Origin of the sequence: Sulfitobacter sp. R86518 (genome assembly GCF_042466275.1) — a bacterium.
Lineage (GTDB): Bacteria > Pseudomonadota > Alphaproteobacteria > Rhodobacterales > Rhodobacteraceae > Sulfitobacter > Sulfitobacter pontiacus.
This window is the reverse complement of the sequence record NZ_JAXHCA010000004.1, coordinates 1-16,177: the sequence shown is the minus strand read 5'-3', so window position 1 is coordinate 16,177 and position 16,177 is coordinate 1. Positions and strand designations below refer to the sequence as shown.

15 protein-coding genes, 1 pseudogene and 1 other annotated feature are annotated in these 16,177 nt (G+C 58.9%); of the genes and pseudogenes, 10 read left to right on the top strand and 6 right to left on the bottom strand.

Annotated features, from left to right (window positions below):
• The first annotated feature begins 314 nt into the window (after positions 1 to 314).
• Complete coding sequence (locus tag SJY36_RS00615) at positions 315 to 653, top strand: hypothetical protein (RefSeq protein WP_065334475.1); 339 nt, start codon at positions 315 to 317, stop codon at positions 651 to 653.
• On the opposite strand, the gene mobQ is transcribed toward SJY36_RS00615, so the two are convergent.
• Positions 643 to 1,929 carry a MobQ family relaxase gene (gene mobQ, locus SJY36_RS00610; protein ID WP_386172391.1) on the bottom strand — a complete coding sequence of 429 codons (1,287 nt, stop codon included), beginning with the start codon at positions 1,927 to 1,929 and terminating at the stop codon, positions 643 to 645. The two genes, SJY36_RS00615 and mobQ, sit on opposite strands and share 11 nt — an antisense overlap.
• Positions 1,930 to 2,571: 642 nt before the next feature.
• Here mobQ and SJY36_RS00605 point away from each other — a divergent pair.
• The 8 genes from SJY36_RS00605 to SJY36_RS00570 all read left to right on the top strand — a co-directional run bounded on the left by SJY36_RS00605 (position 2,572) and on the right by SJY36_RS00570 (position 8,762).
• Positions 2,572 to 2,871 (top strand): mobilization protein, encoded by a 300-nt coding sequence (locus tag SJY36_RS00605; protein ID WP_386172388.1) that lies wholly within the window; start codon positions 2,572 to 2,574, stop codon positions 2,869 to 2,871.
• Positions 2,871 to 4,526, top strand: a complete 1,656-nt coding sequence (locus tag SJY36_RS00600; protein ID WP_386172385.1) for a type IV secretory system conjugative DNA transfer family protein — start codon at positions 2,871 to 2,873, stop codon at positions 4,524 to 4,526. Before SJY36_RS00605 ends, SJY36_RS00600 begins: the two co-directional genes overlap by 1 nt.
• A gap of 18 nt (positions 4,527 to 4,544) precedes the next feature.
• A complete protein-coding gene (locus tag SJY36_RS00595; RefSeq protein ID WP_386172382.1) occupies positions 4,545 to 4,730 on the top strand; it encodes a hypothetical protein in 186 nt (61 codons plus the stop codon).
• Between the two features lie 11 nt (positions 4,731 to 4,741).
• Positions 4,742 to 5,976, top strand: a protein-coding gene (locus tag SJY36_RS00590; RefSeq protein ID WP_386172136.1) for an IS3 family transposase whose coding sequence is annotated in 2 segments (ribosomal slippage) — positions 4,742 to 5,036 and positions 5,036 to 5,976 — 1,236 coding nt in all. Because the reading frame shifts where the segments join, the coding sequence is not laid out codon by codon here.
• Positions 5,029 to 5,145: a sequence feature (AL1L pseudoknot), on the top strand. (Overlaps the previous gene by 117 nt.)
• A 149-nt stretch (positions 5,977 to 6,125) precedes the next feature.
• Positions 6,126 to 6,422 carry a hypothetical protein gene (locus tag SJY36_RS00585; RefSeq protein ID WP_386172379.1) on the top strand — a complete coding sequence of 99 codons (297 nt, stop codon included), beginning with the start codon at positions 6,126 to 6,128 and terminating at the stop codon, positions 6,420 to 6,422.
• Between the two features lie 254 nt (positions 6,423 to 6,676).
• Positions 6,677 to 7,729 carry a replication initiator protein A gene (locus tag SJY36_RS00580; protein ID WP_386172377.1) on the top strand — a complete coding sequence of 351 codons (1,053 nt, stop codon included), beginning with the start codon at positions 6,677 to 6,679 and terminating at the stop codon, positions 7,727 to 7,729.
• A gap of 89 nt (positions 7,730 to 7,818) precedes the next feature.
• The gene (locus SJY36_RS00575; RefSeq protein WP_259950551.1) at positions 7,819 to 8,487 is read left to right on the top strand and encodes a ParA family protein; all 669 of its coding nucleotides are present in this window, start codon (positions 7,819 to 7,821) and stop codon (positions 8,485 to 8,487) included.
• A complete protein-coding gene (locus SJY36_RS00570; protein WP_386172373.1) occupies positions 8,469 to 8,762 on the top strand; it encodes a hypothetical protein in 294 nt (97 codons plus the stop codon). Before SJY36_RS00575 ends, SJY36_RS00570 begins: the two co-directional genes overlap by 19 nt.
• A gap of 53 nt (positions 8,763 to 8,815) precedes the next feature.
• Here the strand turns inward: SJY36_RS00570 and SJY36_RS00565 are convergent, their stop codons facing one another.
• The 4 genes and pseudogenes from SJY36_RS00565 to istA all read right to left on the bottom strand — a co-directional run bounded on the left by SJY36_RS00565 (position 8,816) and on the right by istA (position 13,272).
• Complete coding sequence (locus SJY36_RS00565) at positions 8,816 to 9,760, bottom strand: hypothetical protein (protein ID WP_386172370.1); 945 nt, start codon at positions 9,758 to 9,760, stop codon at positions 8,816 to 8,818.
• A 95-nt stretch (positions 9,761 to 9,855) separates the two neighbouring features.
• Positions 9,856 to 10,872, bottom strand: a pseudogene (locus SJY36_RS00560) (IS256 family transposase); the annotation flags it as partial.
• Between the two features lie 139 nt (positions 10,873 to 11,011).
• Complete coding sequence (gene istB, locus SJY36_RS00555) at positions 11,012 to 11,776, bottom strand: IS21-like element helper ATPase IstB (RefSeq protein WP_058317429.1); 765 nt, start codon at positions 11,774 to 11,776, stop codon at positions 11,012 to 11,014.
• The gene (istA, locus tag SJY36_RS00550) at positions 11,773 to 13,272 is read right to left on the bottom strand and encodes an IS21 family transposase (protein WP_139246466.1); all 1,500 of its coding nucleotides are present in this window, start codon (positions 13,270 to 13,272) and stop codon (positions 11,773 to 11,775) included. The genes istB and istA overlap by 4 nt, the downstream gene beginning before the upstream one ends.
• A gap of 387 nt (positions 13,273 to 13,659) precedes the next feature.
• Here istA and SJY36_RS00545 point away from each other — a divergent pair, with 387 nt between their 5' ends.
• Positions 13,660 to 14,025 carry a MobA/MobL family protein gene (locus tag SJY36_RS00545; RefSeq protein WP_342580354.1) on the top strand — a complete coding sequence of 122 codons (366 nt, stop codon included), beginning with the start codon at positions 13,660 to 13,662 and terminating at the stop codon, positions 14,023 to 14,025.
• Between the two features lie 135 nt (positions 14,026 to 14,160).
• Here SJY36_RS00545 and SJY36_RS00540 read toward each other — a convergent pair.
• Positions 14,161 to 16,177: Ig-like domain-containing protein (locus tag SJY36_RS00540; RefSeq protein ID WP_386172365.1), on the bottom strand; the 2,017-nt coding region annotated here is incomplete at its 5' end.

The window sequence follows — 16,177 nt, the reverse complement described above, 5'->3', positions numbered from 1 at the left end:
TTGGGAGGGAACCGCGTGCCTGCGCGTGGGAGGAACCGGAATTCTCGACCGGAACCGACGCCGCAGGCGGCGCTTGCCGGTTTTCTCGGACCTGACAGGATGGCAGGCGGATCAACAGGATTTGGAACCTGTCAGGGCCGGGGTGAGTGGGTGTCAGCCCGTCGAACCCCTGCCCTGTCTATCGCTCAAAGCGAGACCGGCGTGCGCCGGGATCACTGAACTCTATCGAGCCATATCTACTCGATAATATACGATTGATGCCTTTGTTAGATTCAGGCACAAGACGACCATCATTGTTTCTGTTGGTATGCGCGATGAACCAGACGATTGACCTCGAACTAAACGTCACCACCGAACAAGGCCTTCGGGCACTTGCTGAGGAGGGACACACGGTCGAAGTGCTGTGCAAAGCCGATCCTGAACGCAAGGGACCAAGCTGGTACGGCCTGTGGATCATGCGGACGGTTGGGAGTGATGGGCAGGAGAAAATCCTTGTCACTGCCAGAACGCGCGTGACGCAGAATGCGATCAGGGTGCGCGAATTCAAGACGGCAACCGGCGTGATTTCATTCCTTGTTGGTGTCGGGTTCTCTCAGGCGAGCATTCCCATGAAGAATGGGGAAACGACCTCTCATCGCCTCGTCAGTGACTGAGACCTGGATCACGGTCGATGTCCCTATCCTTCTCGACCTCCTGATCCTTCTCCTGGTCGCGCTCGTCCTCAATTTCTAGCCGCTCGCGCGGTTTGTTCATCACATCCTTCAGCCGCTCGTTGACGGACGGCTTGCGCGCCTCGCGGCTTGTGTCTTCGCCTAGATCATACTCGCTGTGACCGTCCAGCTTGTGAACCGCCGCCTGGCCGTCGCGCCCGGCGTCCTTCTCCATGATCTCCTTCAGCCGCTCTCGCGCGTAATTGCGGCCTTCCGGCTTTTGCGTGTCGTCTTGGTCCCGTGACCGGCCCACGACCTGCGACAACCGCTCCCGGAAATCCCCCGGATTGCGTTCACCGCGTTCTTTCGAGGTCGAGGCCCGGAGTGCCGCCAGACCGGCAGAAATGCGGCCTTGCCCGGCCTCGCGCTCGATACCGTAGGTCTCCCGCGCGATATCCAGCCGCTCACGCATTTCGCGGAAGGCGGCGCGGGCTTGGCGAGCGGCATGGACAACCGCGCCGCGCTCGGTGACCGGGACGTATTCCCGGCCCTGACGCTCGGCCATCGCCTTCGCCCGCCGCTCCATGGAATTGGCCGCTGGCCCCAGCTTCAGCTCGGGGTCGCGGTCCAGCTCCTCGGCCGTCAGCTTGTCGCCTCGATCCAGCGCCGTCTCGCGCTGCTTCTCAAGCGACCGGTGATCGACGCGCTCGACCTCACCGACACGCTCCAGCGCGCGGTTCTGCAACTCGGCCCAGAGACCGCGCATCTGCTCGATCTCGACGCCGCCAGTCTTCGCGGAATCGAGCACGCGCGTCTTGGCAGTAAAGCCCCCGGCTTCCAGCTTCCGGGTGGAGGTCAGAACATGAGCGTGATGGTTACGCTGATCGCCTTCGCGGTGGGGCGCATGGATCGCCACATCGGCGGCCACGCCATAGCGGCTGACCAGTTCCTCGGCGAACTGACGGGTGATCTGCGACCGGTCCTCGGCGCTGATCTCGGAGGGCAGGGCCAGCTCCCATTCGCGGGCGGTGACGGAGTTACGGCGGGTCTCGCTGGCCTCGACCTCGTTCCAGAGGCGGGACCGGTCCGAGGCCCAGTCCGGGGCGTCCTTCGGGGTCAGGATGAAGGTCTCCTCGATGCCCTGCTTGCGGGTGTAATCGTGGACACGGCCTTCGCGCTGGCACTCGATGCGCTCCCCGACACGGTAGGCCGCGGCTGCCGTGGCGGAGCGCCCGGCGCTGCGTTTGATCGTCTTCACGGAGAGGTGGTAGCTGGCCATGCGCCCTCCCCTCGCCTGTGATGCAAACGCGCCCACGCGCCGGAGCTGATCCGTGCCGATGCCCTGACATTGGGCACCGGATCAGCCGTCTTTTCTTCGTAGGATCGCGCCCGGAACCGGCGCGGTCTGAGGGGAAAAGACAGCCCGCTTGAGGCGAGCCAACGGCTCGCCAAGGCGCGGGCTTGCCAGTGATCTGTCCCCAAATCCCCAGCCTCATGGGGGGCGGGATATGGGGGTAGATCACTGGCGGTTTGCCGGGGGCAAACCCGGTTCGTGTCGGCACCGTCAGGTCCGACGACACGAACCTCCCGCAAGGGAGACGCCAGCAGCAGACCGGCCCCCTCCGTGGGGCATCGGGCGAGACGCTGGCGCGACCTTGCGGGACGCGATCCAACCGCTGAGGTTGGGCTGGGATGGTTTGGAAGGGGCGGCACGCCCTTCCATGTCGATACGGTACGGATCGAAGGGGATGACCATCGGTCGGGGCGTGGCCCCAGAGAGATCGCACGCAAAGCTCGGAACCGCAGGTGAAGAGTTTGCATAAGTGCGCCCTTGTCCTTTACAGGCCTACGGGTAAGCGCTATCGCTCGATCTGACAAGACCAACCTGTCCACCTGCTCTTTTCAAAGATGGAGACGCGCATTGGCAGAGACCGAACTCGAACGGGCCGAAAAACGATACGCCCAGGCCAAGGCCCGTCTTCAGGCGCTGAAGAACCGGGAAGCCACCAGACAGCGCAAGCTCGACACGCGGCGCAAGGTGATCCTGGGCGGCGCGCTCATGGACTTGGCGGAACGCGATTCCGGGGCTGCCGCGATGCTCGACCGGCTGATCCGCAACCTGCCCCGTGAACAGGACCGCAAAGCATTCGCGGACTGGGGGGCGCCCACCGGGTCGGCCTCCCCTGCCCCGTCCAGCTCTGATCCGGAAACGCCGTCCTGATGCGGGGCGTGATGCGCGTCTTCGGAGGGCTGTTCCGGTTCTTCGGTCGTTTGATCTTCACGCCCATCCTGTTGGGCTGGATGATCGGCGCTGTCCTGTTCGGCGCGATGATCGGGGCGCTCGTGGCCACGCCCTTCGTCTTCGCCTTCTTTGACCAGCCGCCCGGTGAAAGCGCGGCGCAGTGGCTGGTCTTCGGTCCGTTCATTTTTGTCGGGGGCATCTTCGGGTTCCAATACTGGCGCATGGCCTCCGGGGCCGATGCCTTCTTCGGGCTGATCGGCGACAGCCACGGCTCCGCCCGGTTCGCCAACCGCAAGGAGCTGAAGAAGCTCCAGCGGGAAGACGGCCTTCTGATCGGGCGCAATCCGCACACCGGGCGGCTGCTGCGCTATGACGGTCCCGCCCATCTGATCACCCTCGCCCCGACGCGGGCCGGGAAAGGCGTCGGCACTGTGATCCCAAACCTGCTGGCGGCGGAACGCTCGGTTCTGGTCATCGACCCCAAGGGTGAGAATGCCCGGATCGCCGGGGAAGCCCGGCGGCGGTTCGGAACGGTCCATGTCCTCGATCCGTTTGAGGTCTCCGGGATGCCCTCTGCCGCCTACAACCCACTCGACCGGCTAACACCGGACAGCCTCGATCTGGGCGAGGATGCCGCCTCCCTGACAGAAGCCCTGGTCATGGACCCGCCGGGACAGGTGACGGAAGCGCATTGGAACGAGGAGGCCAAGGCCATCCTCGGCGGGCTGATCATGTTCTGTGTTTGCCACGAGGATCGCGACCGCCGGTCTCTTGCCACCGTCCGGGAATATCTCACCCTGCCCCCGGAAAAGTTCCGCGCGCTGCTGGAGCTGATGCAGGACAGTGATGCGGCGAGCGGGCTGATTGCCCGCGCCGCCAACCGCTTCCTCGGCAAGGCGGATCGCGAAGCGGCTTCGGTGCTATCCAACGCACAGCGTCACACCCATTTTCTCGACAGCCCGCGCATTGCCAAAGTGCTATCGCGGTCGGATTTCCACTTCTCCGATCTGCGCCACCGGGTCACCTCGGTGTTTCTGGTGCTGCCCCCGAACCGCATGGACGCCTACAGCCGCTGGCTGCGCCTTCTGGTCTCTCAGGCCCTTCAGGACATCGCACGGGACGCTGAGCGGCCTCAGAGCGCGTCAGAGGGCCGTTCTGAGCGCCTCAAGGCCCCTGCCCTCTTCCTGCTCGATGAATTCGCCGCCCTGGGCCGTTTGGAGGCCGTAGAACGCGCCATGGGGCTGATGGCGGGCTATGGGCTTCAGCTCTGGCCGATCCTGCAGGACATGAGCCAGCTCAAGGACCTCTATGGCGAACGGGCTGGCACCTTCATTGCTAATGCCGGGGTGCAACAGGTCTTCGGGGTGAATGACTTCGAGACGGCCAAGTGGCTGAGCCAGATGATGGGCCAGGAAACTGCCGGGTTCCAGACTGACAGCTTCAAGCCCGGTGATGGCCCCAGCTTCAGCAACAACCTCACGGGCCGCGATCTGCTCACTCCAGATGAAATCATGCAGCTCCGCCCGGAAAACCAGCTCCTGCGCGTGCAGGGGCACGCCACCGCCGTCGCGCAGAAGCTGCGCTACTACGCCGATCCCGAGTTCAAGGGACTGTTTGTCCCACAGGACCAGTAATCCGAAGGACGCCACTCGATGCCAGACCAACCCGACCTCCCTGCCCTCTCCGACGATGATCTGCGCGAAACACTCGATCTCATGGCAACGGCTGTCGCCAGCATGTCCGACAGGATTGACGATCTGACCGCCGTGGCGGACAAGCAGATCAAGGTTGCCACAGTGAATCGCCCCGAGTTTGTCGGAGACCATCAACTTAAGTAAGGATGATGGTTATGACAAAAAGCAAAATGGCAAATCGCTACTCGCCAGAGGTCCGCGCTCGCGCGGTCCGAATGGTGTTCGAGCATCAAGGCTCCTACGAAACGCAGGCGGGCGCGATCGCGGCCATTGCACCCAAGATCGGCTGTATTCCCCAAACCTTGAGCGGATGGGTCAAGCAGGCTGAGAAGGACAGCGGCATGCGCGACGGAGTGACAACCGAAGAGCGTGATCGCATCAAGACGCTGGAACGGGAAAACCGTGAGCTGCGCCAAGCGAATGAAATTCTCCGCAAGGCATCAGCTTATTTTGCGCAGGCGGAACTCGACCGCCCACTCAAGCGATGATCGGCTTCATTGATGATCAAAGGGCTGTTTACGGTGTCGAGTCAATCTGCAGGGTGTTGCCGATTGCGCCGTCAACTTATTACCATCGTCTGGCATGCCTCGCTGATCCGGCCAAAGCTTCTGCCCGGTATCAGCGGGATACAGAGCTGCGCCCGGAGATCAAACGTGTCTGGGATGAGAATTATCAGGTCTACGGGGTGCGCAAGGCCTGGCATCAGTTGAAACGTGAGGGCTTTGAGGTTGCAAGATGCACGGTGCAACGGTTGATGAAACAGATTGGCATCCGTGGGGCTGTGCGGGGCAAGGTGGTCAAAACAACCGTGCCTGACACGTCAGCGCCTTGTCCGCGTGACAAGGTGAACCGCGTGTTCCGAGCACCAGCTCCGAACCTTCTCTGGGTCAGCGATTTTACGTATGTGTCGACGTGGCAGGGCTTTGTCTATGTGGCCTTCGTCATCGATACGTTTGCTGATCGCATCGTCGGATGGCGGGTCTCACGATCCGCCAAAACGGACTTTGTTCTCGATGCTTTGGAGCAGGCCCTGCATGACCGACGGCCGGTCCAGAAAAGTGGATTGGTTCACCATTCGGATCGCGGCGGTCAATATTTGTCCATTCGTTACACCGAGCGTTTGGCTGAGGCTGGCATCGAACCGTCGGTAGGCAGCGTCGGGGATTCCTATGATAACGCCCTCGCTGAGACAATTAACGGTCTCTACAAAACAGAGCTGGTCCATCGCCAAGGACCGTGGCGCAACATGCAGGATCTGGAACTGGCCACCCTCGGCTGGGTCGATTGGTTCAACAACCGGCGTCTACTTGGTCCCATCGGAAACATCCCGCCAGCAGAGGCTGAACAGAACTTCTATGCACAGCACGACGTGCTCGATATGGTCGCGTGAAATGAAGCTATAGGTCTCCGGTAAATCCGGGGCGATTCACAGAAGCGCGGATCGCTGCCTTCGCTGCACGGGACCAAACCAATCCGAAAAAATACGGGGATCTTCTGGGCCAGACCCTCGACAGCCACCTGGGCGCAACGGCAGACGCAATGACCGAGATTGTCCGACGCCTTGGCGTCCAGACGGACAAGACCATCGGGGTCTTGGCCAGATCGGAAGATGACAGGTCCAAAGCCTATCGAGATGTGTTCGAACGGGAACAGAAAGCGGATCGTCTCAAAAGCCGCCTGCCTTGGTTTGGACTGGGTGCATTGGTTCTGGCCCTGGTGCTGACGGTGACGCTTCCCCGCTTCTTGGCCAGCAACGCTTCCACATGTGCTGTCCTCGGGGCGTCCTGGACCACGACAACCACGGGTGTCGATGCCTGCGTCTTCTATCGAAGGTGAGCGGTTATGTGATGGCGATGATCAGCTCTGACTCGGAAGCTGTGTGTTATATATGTGTTATAGAAGGTGTTACGAGAATCGCTATCTCCGCAACACACTGATTTCATTTCTTGATTCCACCACATTTTAGCCTGCCGGTGTGTAGAGTATCGAAGAAAGGTGGGTAGACTATCGAAGAAAGGTGTGTAGAGTATCGAACAATGCACGCCTCTGGTGGGCAGACTGTCGAATAATGGTGGGTAGATTATCGAATAATGGCACGGCCCCGAAAAAGAACAGCTTTGCTACCGCAGCGGCACACTGAGCCGGACCTGTTTGTCTGTGACATCCTGGATGCCACGCCTAAGAGTGACCGTGCTTCTATGGAACACCCCCTGTTCTCGCTCTCGGTCAAAAAGGACCTGGCCGCATTCGAGTACGAACAAGGCAACGTGAAGGTGAAGATCACGCCAGCGGCTGAGGAAGGCCGCGCAAATGTCTTCGACAGGGATATTCTGATTTATGTTCTGAGCCAACTCATGGCAGCGAAGAACGAAGGTCAGGAGATCGGTCGTCGTGTCCGGATTTCGGCCCATGATCTGCTGAAGGCCACAAACCGCCATACTACCGGACAGGCCTACGCAACGCTTCGACGTGCTCTCACCCGCCTTCAGTTTACGCAGATCGAAACGAACATTCATGACCACGGCATAGGTGAGTGGCGTTCGATTTCATTCATCACCGACGCGCGGATCGTCAAAGAGGACTCCACAGGACGCCTTCTTAGCGTCGAGCTGGAAATGGGTGACTGGCTCGTCAAGGCCATCGAGAACAAGAACGTGCTGACACTCAACAAAGCCTATTTCCAGCTCCGCAAACCCTTGGAACGGCGCTTGTATGAGTTGGCACGAAAGCACTGTGGAAAGCAGGATATCTGGCGGATCGGGTTGGATAAGCTGCAACACAAGACAGGCTCGACCTCTACAGCAAAAGAGTTCAAACGCCTTGTAAAAGCGATCTGCAGGGCGGATGAAGCGCAGTCCCACATGCCCGATTATCGCTTCAGGCTTTTGCATGATGTACTGGAAATTACTCCAAAGCCTGAGTTCTTAGAGATTTACGGCGATAGCCCGTCGTTCGCTTCAGAAGTATTGGTGCGTTTGTCCTCTGACGCTTACGATCAGGCTCGAAAGGCAGCCCCCACATGGGATGTCTACGCGCTTGAGCAGGAATGGCGGATGTGGATGAACGACCCACCACGTCACCCGGATGCCGCTTTTATAGGGTTTTGCCGGAAATGGTATGAGCGCAAGGGCAAGGCTCCATAACACTTAACAGATACCTGATACCTGATATCTGTTAAGTGTTGACAGTTATTGGTTGAGGGTTAAGGGTTACGGAAAAATGGAGGCAGGCCATGACGCAGGTTATCAGCGTAGTGCAAGAAAAGGGCGGCGCGGGAAAAACGACACTTCTGACGGCCATCGCAAGCCTGATGGTTCAGGATGGTGCAAGGGTCGCCGTGATTGACACAGACCCTCAGCGGCACTTGGAATCATGGGCAAAAAAAGAACAGACTGATCTCGACTGGCTATACGAAGAAGATGACGAAAAGCTTCTGCCAACCGTCAAGGCATTGAAGAAGGCTGATCCGCCGTATGACGCAATCTTTGTGGATACAGCAGGCTTCAAGTCGGCGATGGCAATGCACGCCATCGCGGCTGCCAATCTCATCCTGATACCATCGAAGGCCAACGAAGCTGACGCCAAGGGAGCCAAGCGAACCTATTCACATGTTCAAAGTGTTGCTGAGACAATGGAAAAAGAGATTCCGGCCCTGGTCGTGATGATGGACGTGGATACACAAACAAACATCACGCAGGCCATTGTCGATGCTCTCGATACCCAAAATGTGCCTCGGCTGAACGCCATGTGCGCGCATCGGACAGGATTCAAGGAAATGACCTCTACAGGGCAAGCCCCACAGGGATCGGCGCGACGGTCGGCTCAGTCGGTTCTGGCGGATTTGCAGGGCAGGGGCCTAATCAGTTTCTACAGGAGCGGGTCATGGCCAAAGTCAGCGTAAACCTTGACGACGATCTGGACGCAGACGACAGCTCAAAGAAGTTGAAGGCAATGGCGGCACCGTTACCAAGTGTCAGCAGAGCAAAGTCATTTGCTTTGAAGGACGCCCCGCGCGTCCAGTTCTCTTTCACGAATGTGCCAGAACCCATCAAGGAAGCCTTTGCATTCGAGGCGAAGAGGCGCGGGCTTACTAAGAAAGAACTTTTGTATGAATGCCTTAGGGCAGGAGGCATCGACATCCCTACCTCTGCAGAGATCGATGGCCGCAGAAGATAACAGATAACAGATAACAGTTATCAGGCTTTCCGAGAAAATTGGCTTGGAGTTGCCTAGATCAAATTCAATACCGCCTGTCGCGTTCGGGAGTGAACGTGCACCGCGTTGAGATGCTCTGTAAAATAGGTACTCAGGAGAGCCAGGAAGTCTCCATCCACTGGCATTCCGGCAACATCCGCAAAGCGCCTGTAGTTGATGTGTACGGGAAGGCCTTCAACTATATGATCTTCTGAAAGCCCGTTGTCCAAATCATGGGCAAAGAACTGCAGCTCTAATGCCCAGTCACCAATCGGAGCCCGGTCTTCCAACTCTTCCAGCCGGAGTGGTATGACGTTCCGCATGGTGAAAAGGTGATCTTGAACGTATTTCTCCGTTAGTCGACCGCCATGCGCTTCCACAGCGATTATCCGGTTTTCGGTGGCGTGTTTGAGTTCAGCATCACCCAATTTCTTCTGTGAGGTGTTGGTCGTAAAAACGGAGTCTCCAAAGCCTCGGAGACGCCATTGTGCCAAGTCTCCAGCTTCACGGAGCGCGATGCAATCAGTCAGTCTTTGCTCGATGACGCCGCGCGTCCCTGTGTTTCCAGCGGCAACACCAACGAGAAGCCGGTGCCCACCTTCAGCATCGATTGCCGGAAGGGGAGCTGTAAGCACGGTGTTGGTTTGAAGGCTGATGCGCAGCATTCGGTGCAAGAGCGCCCTCAGATATTGCCCTGCAGCACTTCGCGATGGGTCACTCAAACAGTCTAGCTCGGTAAGAATATCGACCAGAGCTCTGGCCGCGTGCCGCTCTTTCTTCTTCTTTGATGCGGCCCAGGCTGAATCAAGCGTGTCGACCGATTTTGCATTATTCAGGAACGGACTCATTCCAACGTCAAGGCCAGCTCGGTTGTATTCCGATGCCAGCCACAGAACCCGCTCGCCACGTGGTTCGAATTCGTAGGCATTTGTAAGCCGATGGTTGAACATCGCCTGTGCCGTTAGCTGGAAATGGAGCATGCACAGATAAGGAGGATGAAGGTCGTCTACAAAAAGTGTCCGAAGTTGGCTTTGCAGGTGGGAGTGTGCGAAATTTTGTGCCCTGACGCCTTTAGTTACGCCATGGGAAAGCGTTCTTCGAACATGATGGCGAGTTGGCTTTTGACGCGGTGCCACTCACGCACAGATCGCTTCCACTCGGCTGAAGTAGCATTGAGCGCCAAGTAGATCAACTTTGCCGCAGCTTCATCGCTCGGGAAGTGGCCGCGGGTTCGCACCGCACGCCGAATTTTCGAGTTCAGGGCTTCTATGGCATTTGTGGTGTAAATCAGTCGGCGCACTTCGGGCGGGTAGTCGAGAAACGGGATCACCTCGTTCCAGGCTCTGCGCCAGCTCGGTGCGATGGCCGGATAGCGCTTGGCCAGATCACTCTCCTCGAACTCGGCCAGCGCAGCCTCTGCTGCTTCGACGTCTAAGGCGGTGTAGACCGCCTTCAGGGCTGTCGCCACGGCCTTTCGGTCCTTGTAGCTGGCAAAGCTCATAGAGTGGCGCAGCAAATGAACGATGCACGTTTGAACCTGGGCTTCCGGGAAAGCCGCCTCAATGGCCTGGGGGAAGCCTTTGAGGCCGTCGACGACGGCAATCAGAATGTCCTGAACGCCCCTGTGGCGTAGATCATTCAGAACCTTTGCCCAGAATTTGGCACCCTCGTTGGCCTGGAACCACAGCCCCAGAACGTCCCGGGTGCCGTCTGGACGGATCGCCAAGGCCACGAAGACCGCCTTGTTCGAGACCGCTCCATCGCTGCGGATGTTGACGCGTATCGCGTCCATGAACACCACGGGATAGCAGGGTTCCAGTGGCCGGCTCTGCCAGGCGGTGACCTCGTCCATCACGGCCTCAGTGATCGCCGATATCAAGCTGGGTGATACCTCAAAGCCGTAAATCTCCTCAATGTGCCCTTGGATCTCACGGGTCGTCATACCGCGTGCATACATGCTGACGATCTTGCGGTCGAACTCGGGAAAGCGACGCTGATACTTGGCGATCAACAGCGGATCAAAGGTGCCGTTGCGGTCGCGCGGAATGTCCAAGATGACTTTCCCACTGTCGGTGGTCACAGTCTTCTGACTGTGTCAACGGCGGAGTAAAATTCGGCCATTGTGGCGGAGCAAAAGTCGGCCAGTTTGGGGCGAGCGCCTTGGAGCGTGCGGCCCTCATATAGCAAGCCCGGTCCAAGGCGCATTGGCCGTCAGGCCAATTCTGTGAGGTTCATTTGTTAGCGGCGGCGAGGCGGGCGCGGCTTTGATTGAGGCGGTAGCTTTCGCCGTTCATCTCTAGGATGTTGACGTGGTGTGTCAGCCGGTCCAGCAGCGCGCCGGTCAGGCGTTCGGTGCCGAAGGTTTCGGTCCACTCCTCGAAGGGCAGGTTGCTTGTGATCAGGGTCGACCCTCGCTCGTAGCGCTGTGAGATCAGCTCGAACAGAAGCTCGGCGCCGGTTTTGCTCAAGGGGACGAATCCCAGCTCGTCGATGATCAGCAGTTTGACCTTGGCGAGTTTGCGCTGGAGTTGCAGGAGGCGTTTTTCGTCGCGGGCCTCCATCATCTCGTGCACGAGGGCTGCGGCGGTCACGAAGGCGACAGGCAATCCTTTCTGGCAGGCAGCCAGTCCCAGCCCGAGGGCGACATGGGTCTTGCCGGTGCCGGAGGGACCGAGCGCGATCACATTCTCCTTGCGTTCGATCCATTCGCAGCGCGCCAGCTCCAGGACCATCATCTTGTTGAGCGACGGGATCGCCTTGAAGTCGAAGCTGTCCAGGCTTTTGATGGTCGGGAACTTTGCGGCCTTGATCCGGCGTTCCACCATGCGCCGTTCCCGGTCGATCAGTTCCAGCTCGGTCAGCCGGGCCAGGTAACGCACGTGATCTACGCCTTCAGCGGCGCAGATACGGGCCTGCTTGTCATGTTCACGCAAGAACGTGGGCAGCCGAAGCGTTTTGAGATGGTGGGCCAGCAGCAGTTCGGGTGCATCCGTCATGCCCCACCTCCTGCCAGCAGGCTCATGTAGGATGCGGCGGAGGTGGTGGTGATGTTGGTTCTGGGCAGGAAGGGATAGACATCCAGATCCAGCCTCGGAGGCCTTTGCTCGACCCTGCACAAGATCAGGTGCTTGATTGCATCGAAGCTGACCGCTCCCATTCGCAGGGCATCTTTGACGGCAAGATGCAGCACGTCAATCTCGAAGCGCTCCAGAAGGCGCAGGACCTGCACATACTCGCGCTTGCCGGCCTTTCCCTGCCGGGCTTCCAGCAGTCGGCGCAGGGTTTTGAACGCTTCGGGCAACTCCCAGCCCTGCAGAGGCGCGGCCTGATCGAAGGACATGATCTTGCGTTCGATCAGCGCCAGGTAATGCAGTGGATCAAACACCATGTCGCCGGTGTCATAGGAGCGCGAATGCTCAGCGATCACCTCGGCGCCGCAGCCGATAACAACCCGGGTCACGAAGCCCTTGATCCAGACCGCACGGTGGCCGTAGGCAACCGGCACCGAGTAATCATTGCCGCGATAACGCACCACCGATGTCGATGTGACCTGGCCACTTTGCAACTCACAGGCCTCAAAGGGGGTGCCGGGCAAATCCCGCATCGCCGCGAGATCGGCCTTCAGCCGTTCCCCGATGCTGACCTTGTGGCCACGCAGAACATCACCCTGGCGCTTGCGGCACTGCTCTTCCAGGTGAGCGTTGAACGCGTGCCAGTCCGGAAAGGACGGGATCGGCACCATGAAGTTGCGACGTCCGTAGCCGACCAGCCCCTCCACGGCCCCTTTGTCATTGCCCTTGCCGGGACGGCCATAGCGGTCCCGGATCACGTAATGCGACAACATCGCGCTGAACCGCTGGGTTCTTTGCCGGGAGCCATCCGGCAGAATCCGGGCTACCAGGCAGCGGTCATTGTCATAAAGAACCGACTGGGGAACCGCGCCGAAGAACGCAAAGGCATGGACATGGCCGTCAAGCCACGCCTCGGTATTGGCCGCAGGATAGGCCCGGATGTAGCATGCGTCGCTGTGCGGCAGATCGAGGGCAAAGAAGTGTGCCTTCTGCTCGACGCCGCCGATCACGACAAGCGCTTCACCAAAATCGGCCTGTGCATGACCGGGCGGATGGCTCAGCGGCACGAACATCTCCTTGCCGGTCCGCTTACGGTCTCGAACGTAATCCTTGACGATGGTGTAGCTGCCATCAAAACCGCACTCGTCCCGCAACCGCTCGAAAATACGCTTGGCGGTGTGACGCTGCTTGCGAGGGCGGCTCCTGTCTTCAGCAAGCCATTGGTCCATCTGGCTGGTGAACGCATCCAGCTTCGGGCGCCTGATCGGCGCTGTCCGCCGATATCCCGGCGGTTCCGAATAGGCCAACATCTTCGCAACACTGTCCCGGCTGATCCCAAAATCCCGGGCAATCTGACGCCCGCTCAATCCATCTTGGAAATGAGCGTGACGCACCTTCAAATACAAGTCCACGGTGTATATCCCCAAGCCCTCCCGAAATCCGAAAGGGCAAAAGTGGACGACTTTTACGCCGCCCGCGACAACACTATGCCGTCGCTACCGTGGCCGAGTATTGCTCCGCCGTTCACACCCCGTAAGACCGACCCTCTAAAAACGATGCCTAAAGCAAACCACAACAGCCAAGCCTTTCACACGCACCCTAACACCTCTAGCAAACGCTGAGATAGGATAAGGGAAAAAGCACCTGTGTGAGAAATCCCTTTTTATGGCAGGGACGAGCCTGGGCCTTTGATCCATCAGCCCTAGGGGCGGCCAGCGCAGCGTCGGGCGCAGGCCCACTGCCGCCGTGGGCGCGCGTCTGCTCTGCGCGCGCGAGGGCAGGGTGCATGGCTACACCCGTAAGCAGGTATGAGCGCCCTTTTATCCTTCTGCCCCCTTGCGGCCCCTGACTGGGGCTCTGACCGTGTTTCTTTGTGGAACGCTGTCGAAGGCCGCGAGGCGCTGGCCCGCGACTTTGTTCAAGCTTTGGTTGATCGCTACGGCAGTGCAGCGGATGTCGCGGTACAGACCCGCACAGGCGACCAGCGCAATCACCACCTCCATATTCTGACCCGCAATCGTGATGCCGCCAAAACCGGAGGCGTAGAGATCAAGGACATGCGCGGGTTCTGGGCGCAGATGCAGAACCGCGCTCTGGAGCGGGCAGGGCCTTCTGCGCGCGCAGTCTGGCCGCATTTTGGAAAATGCTGCAACCAAATGGCAGGACAGCCGTGATATTCACAATCCGCCAGTTGCCGGACCTTCTCGCGCTGAAGCCGGTTCAGGTCATTTTCGTCAGCGCTCATTATGGCGACGAATAATATCCCCTTCGGACTTGCCCCGCCGATTGCCAGCAAGTCACGAGCCACATCAGAACTGCATTTCGTACCCGAGGCTCAACCCGTAGCTTTCGAAGTCGTTCGCACCGATACCGTCATAATAGGTCGCGGCGGAGAAACTCTGGCCCGCGGACATCGTGCGGTTAACACCCAGTTCGATCCGCGCCCTGCCGCCCTCGTAGTCGGGTGTTACGGTCGAGGCAAAACCGCTGCCACTTGTATGGGACCAGATAGCTGAGACGCCACCCCAAAGCTCCAGCTCGCCGCTACTGACCGGGAGCATCGTGCTGAAATCCGTGCCGATCTCAATCTGCCCAAGTGCTATGCCCTGTTCGGGAATGGTATTGCCCAGACTGTCCACATAGTCGTTCTGGTCATCGGTGGTATAGGAGGCATCCAGGAAAGGGTTCAGTGTTGTCGCGCCAAAGCTGAGTTCTCCGGCAACCCTCAGCTGAGCCAGCATACGTGTGGAATCAAAGCTATCCTCGTAGGTTCCGAAGGGCGAAATGTTGTTGCTGGTTTCGCCATAGAGCAAACGACCCTCAAAATACAGCGGCTGGCTCGCACTTCTGACAACGAAATAGGGGCCGACCATCCAGCCTGTCCCGCTGACCGACGCCACACCGGTATCCTCGCTTAGATGGTCGAATTGCAGCATTGCGCCGACCAGCAGGTTTTCGTTGAGGGTCCGGTGACTGCCAAGTGCCCCGAAAACGTATTTACTTCTGCTGTTTCCGTCGGTTGTCCATGATCCGTTCGCCTGAATCCAGACCGGATAGTCGCCGCCGGTCGCGAAATCAAAATTCCCCGAACCGCGTGTCGCAGCGAAATTGAACGTATTCCGTCCGGCACCCGACAGAAACGGTATCAGGCTGGGTTGGTTGCGGACCAACTGGTTCGCACGGGTCTGCATGTAGGATGCGATGAGTGCCTGTGTCCGCTGCACGGTGACATCGGCAATATCGAGCGCGTTAGATGCCAGATTGCCGTTTCCGGCTGCATCAGCCGCGACATTGGCAGGGATCATTATCTGAACGTCCCCGGTCCCCGTCGCTCTCAATGTCGCCACATAAGACGCGCCACTGCCGCTTAAACCTGTCACCGCAGCATTCGTGGCATTGATATCAGCGGCGACAAATCCCGTGACAGGCTCCGAAAACGTGACGGTGACAGAGAAAGAGCTGTTACCCGCAAGGCTCTCGGGCGCTCCGGAAATACTGACAGTTGGGGCGGTTCCGTCAAAAACGGCACTGACTGTGTTCGAGGCTTCGTTGCTGTTCCCTGCGAAGTCGGTGAACGTGCCTGCGGCAACGTAAAGGGTGATTGTGCCATCAGCGTCCGGGGTCAGTGTCGCGATATAGGTGGTTCCTGAGCCGGTGAGGGTTGCAGTTGCGTTCCCTATGGTAAGATCGGCGACACCAAAGTCAGTGCTGTTCTCGGATAGGGTGATTGCAGCGGTATAAGTCCCATTGGCAGATCCACTCAACGTGCCGATAGAGATCGTCGGTGGTGTATCATCGCCAACAAAGTCGACATTCGCGAGTGTGGAATTGTTTCCCGCAGCGTCCGTTGCAACAAGTGTGACCCTTCCCGATTGCTGCGGCGTATCGGAGGTCACGGTGAACGCCCCTGTATCGGCATCCGCCGTCACGCTTTGGGTGCCACCATCGGGGAATGTTATCGTTATGGTACTGCCCGGTTCTGCAGTGCCGACAAGATCTACACGGCTGTCCGGAGTGGCAACCAGTGTTAAAATAATCGGCGCATCCGGAGGCGTCGTATCCGTCACGGTTACCACAAAGGTCTGTTGCACTGCGTCGTTCCCTGCGCTGTCCTGGGCATCCACGAATACGGTCGTGGCGCCGACAGCAAAGTCATAGGGGCTGGTGATAACAGTGCCTTCAATCGAAAATATTGGGAAAATAGTTTCCCCGGAATTGTCGGTAACTTCTGCGGCAAGGGTAACCGAAGCTGTGTTGACCCCCGCATCCGTGTCTACAGCGATATCTGCAACATCAGATATGACCGGAGGTTCCGTGTCCAAGGGG

What these genes read in the sequence shown, in the direction of transcription:
- SJY36_RS00615 (WP_065334475.1), top strand. Translation starts at nt 315, where the DNA reads ATGAACCAGACGATTGACCTCGAACTAAACGTCACCACCGAACAAGGC.
- mobQ (WP_386172391.1), bottom strand. Translation starts at nt 1,929, where the DNA reads ATGGCCAGCTACCACCTCTCCGTGAAGACGATCAAACGCAGCGCCGGG.
- SJY36_RS00600 (WP_386172385.1), top strand. Translation starts at nt 2,871, where the DNA reads ATGCGGGGCGTGATGCGCGTCTTCGGAGGGCTGTTCCGGTTCTTCGGT.
- SJY36_RS00595 (WP_386172382.1), top strand. Translation starts at nt 4,545, where the DNA reads ATGCCAGACCAACCCGACCTCCCTGCCCTCTCCGACGATGATCTGCGC.
- SJY36_RS00585 (WP_386172379.1), top strand. Translation starts at nt 6,126, where the DNA reads ATGACCGAGATTGTCCGACGCCTTGGCGTCCAGACGGACAAGACCATC.
- SJY36_RS00580 (WP_386172377.1), top strand. Translation starts at nt 6,677, where the DNA reads ATGGCACGGCCCCGAAAAAGAACAGCTTTGCTACCGCAGCGGCACACT.
- SJY36_RS00575 (WP_259950551.1), top strand. Translation starts at nt 7,819, where the DNA reads ATGACGCAGGTTATCAGCGTAGTGCAAGAAAAGGGCGGCGCGGGAAAA.
- SJY36_RS00570 (WP_386172373.1), top strand. Translation starts at nt 8,469, where the DNA reads ATGGCCAAAGTCAGCGTAAACCTTGACGACGATCTGGACGCAGACGAC.
- SJY36_RS00565 (WP_386172370.1), bottom strand. Translation starts at nt 9,760, where the DNA reads ATGCTCCATTTCCAGCTAACGGCACAGGCGATGTTCAACCATCGGCTT.
- istB (WP_058317429.1), bottom strand. Translation starts at nt 11,776, where the DNA reads ATGACGGATGCACCCGAACTGCTGCTGGCCCACCATCTCAAAACGCTT.
- SJY36_RS00545 (WP_342580354.1), top strand. Translation starts at nt 13,660, where the DNA reads ATGAGCGCCCTTTTATCCTTCTGCCCCCTTGCGGCCCCTGACTGGGGC.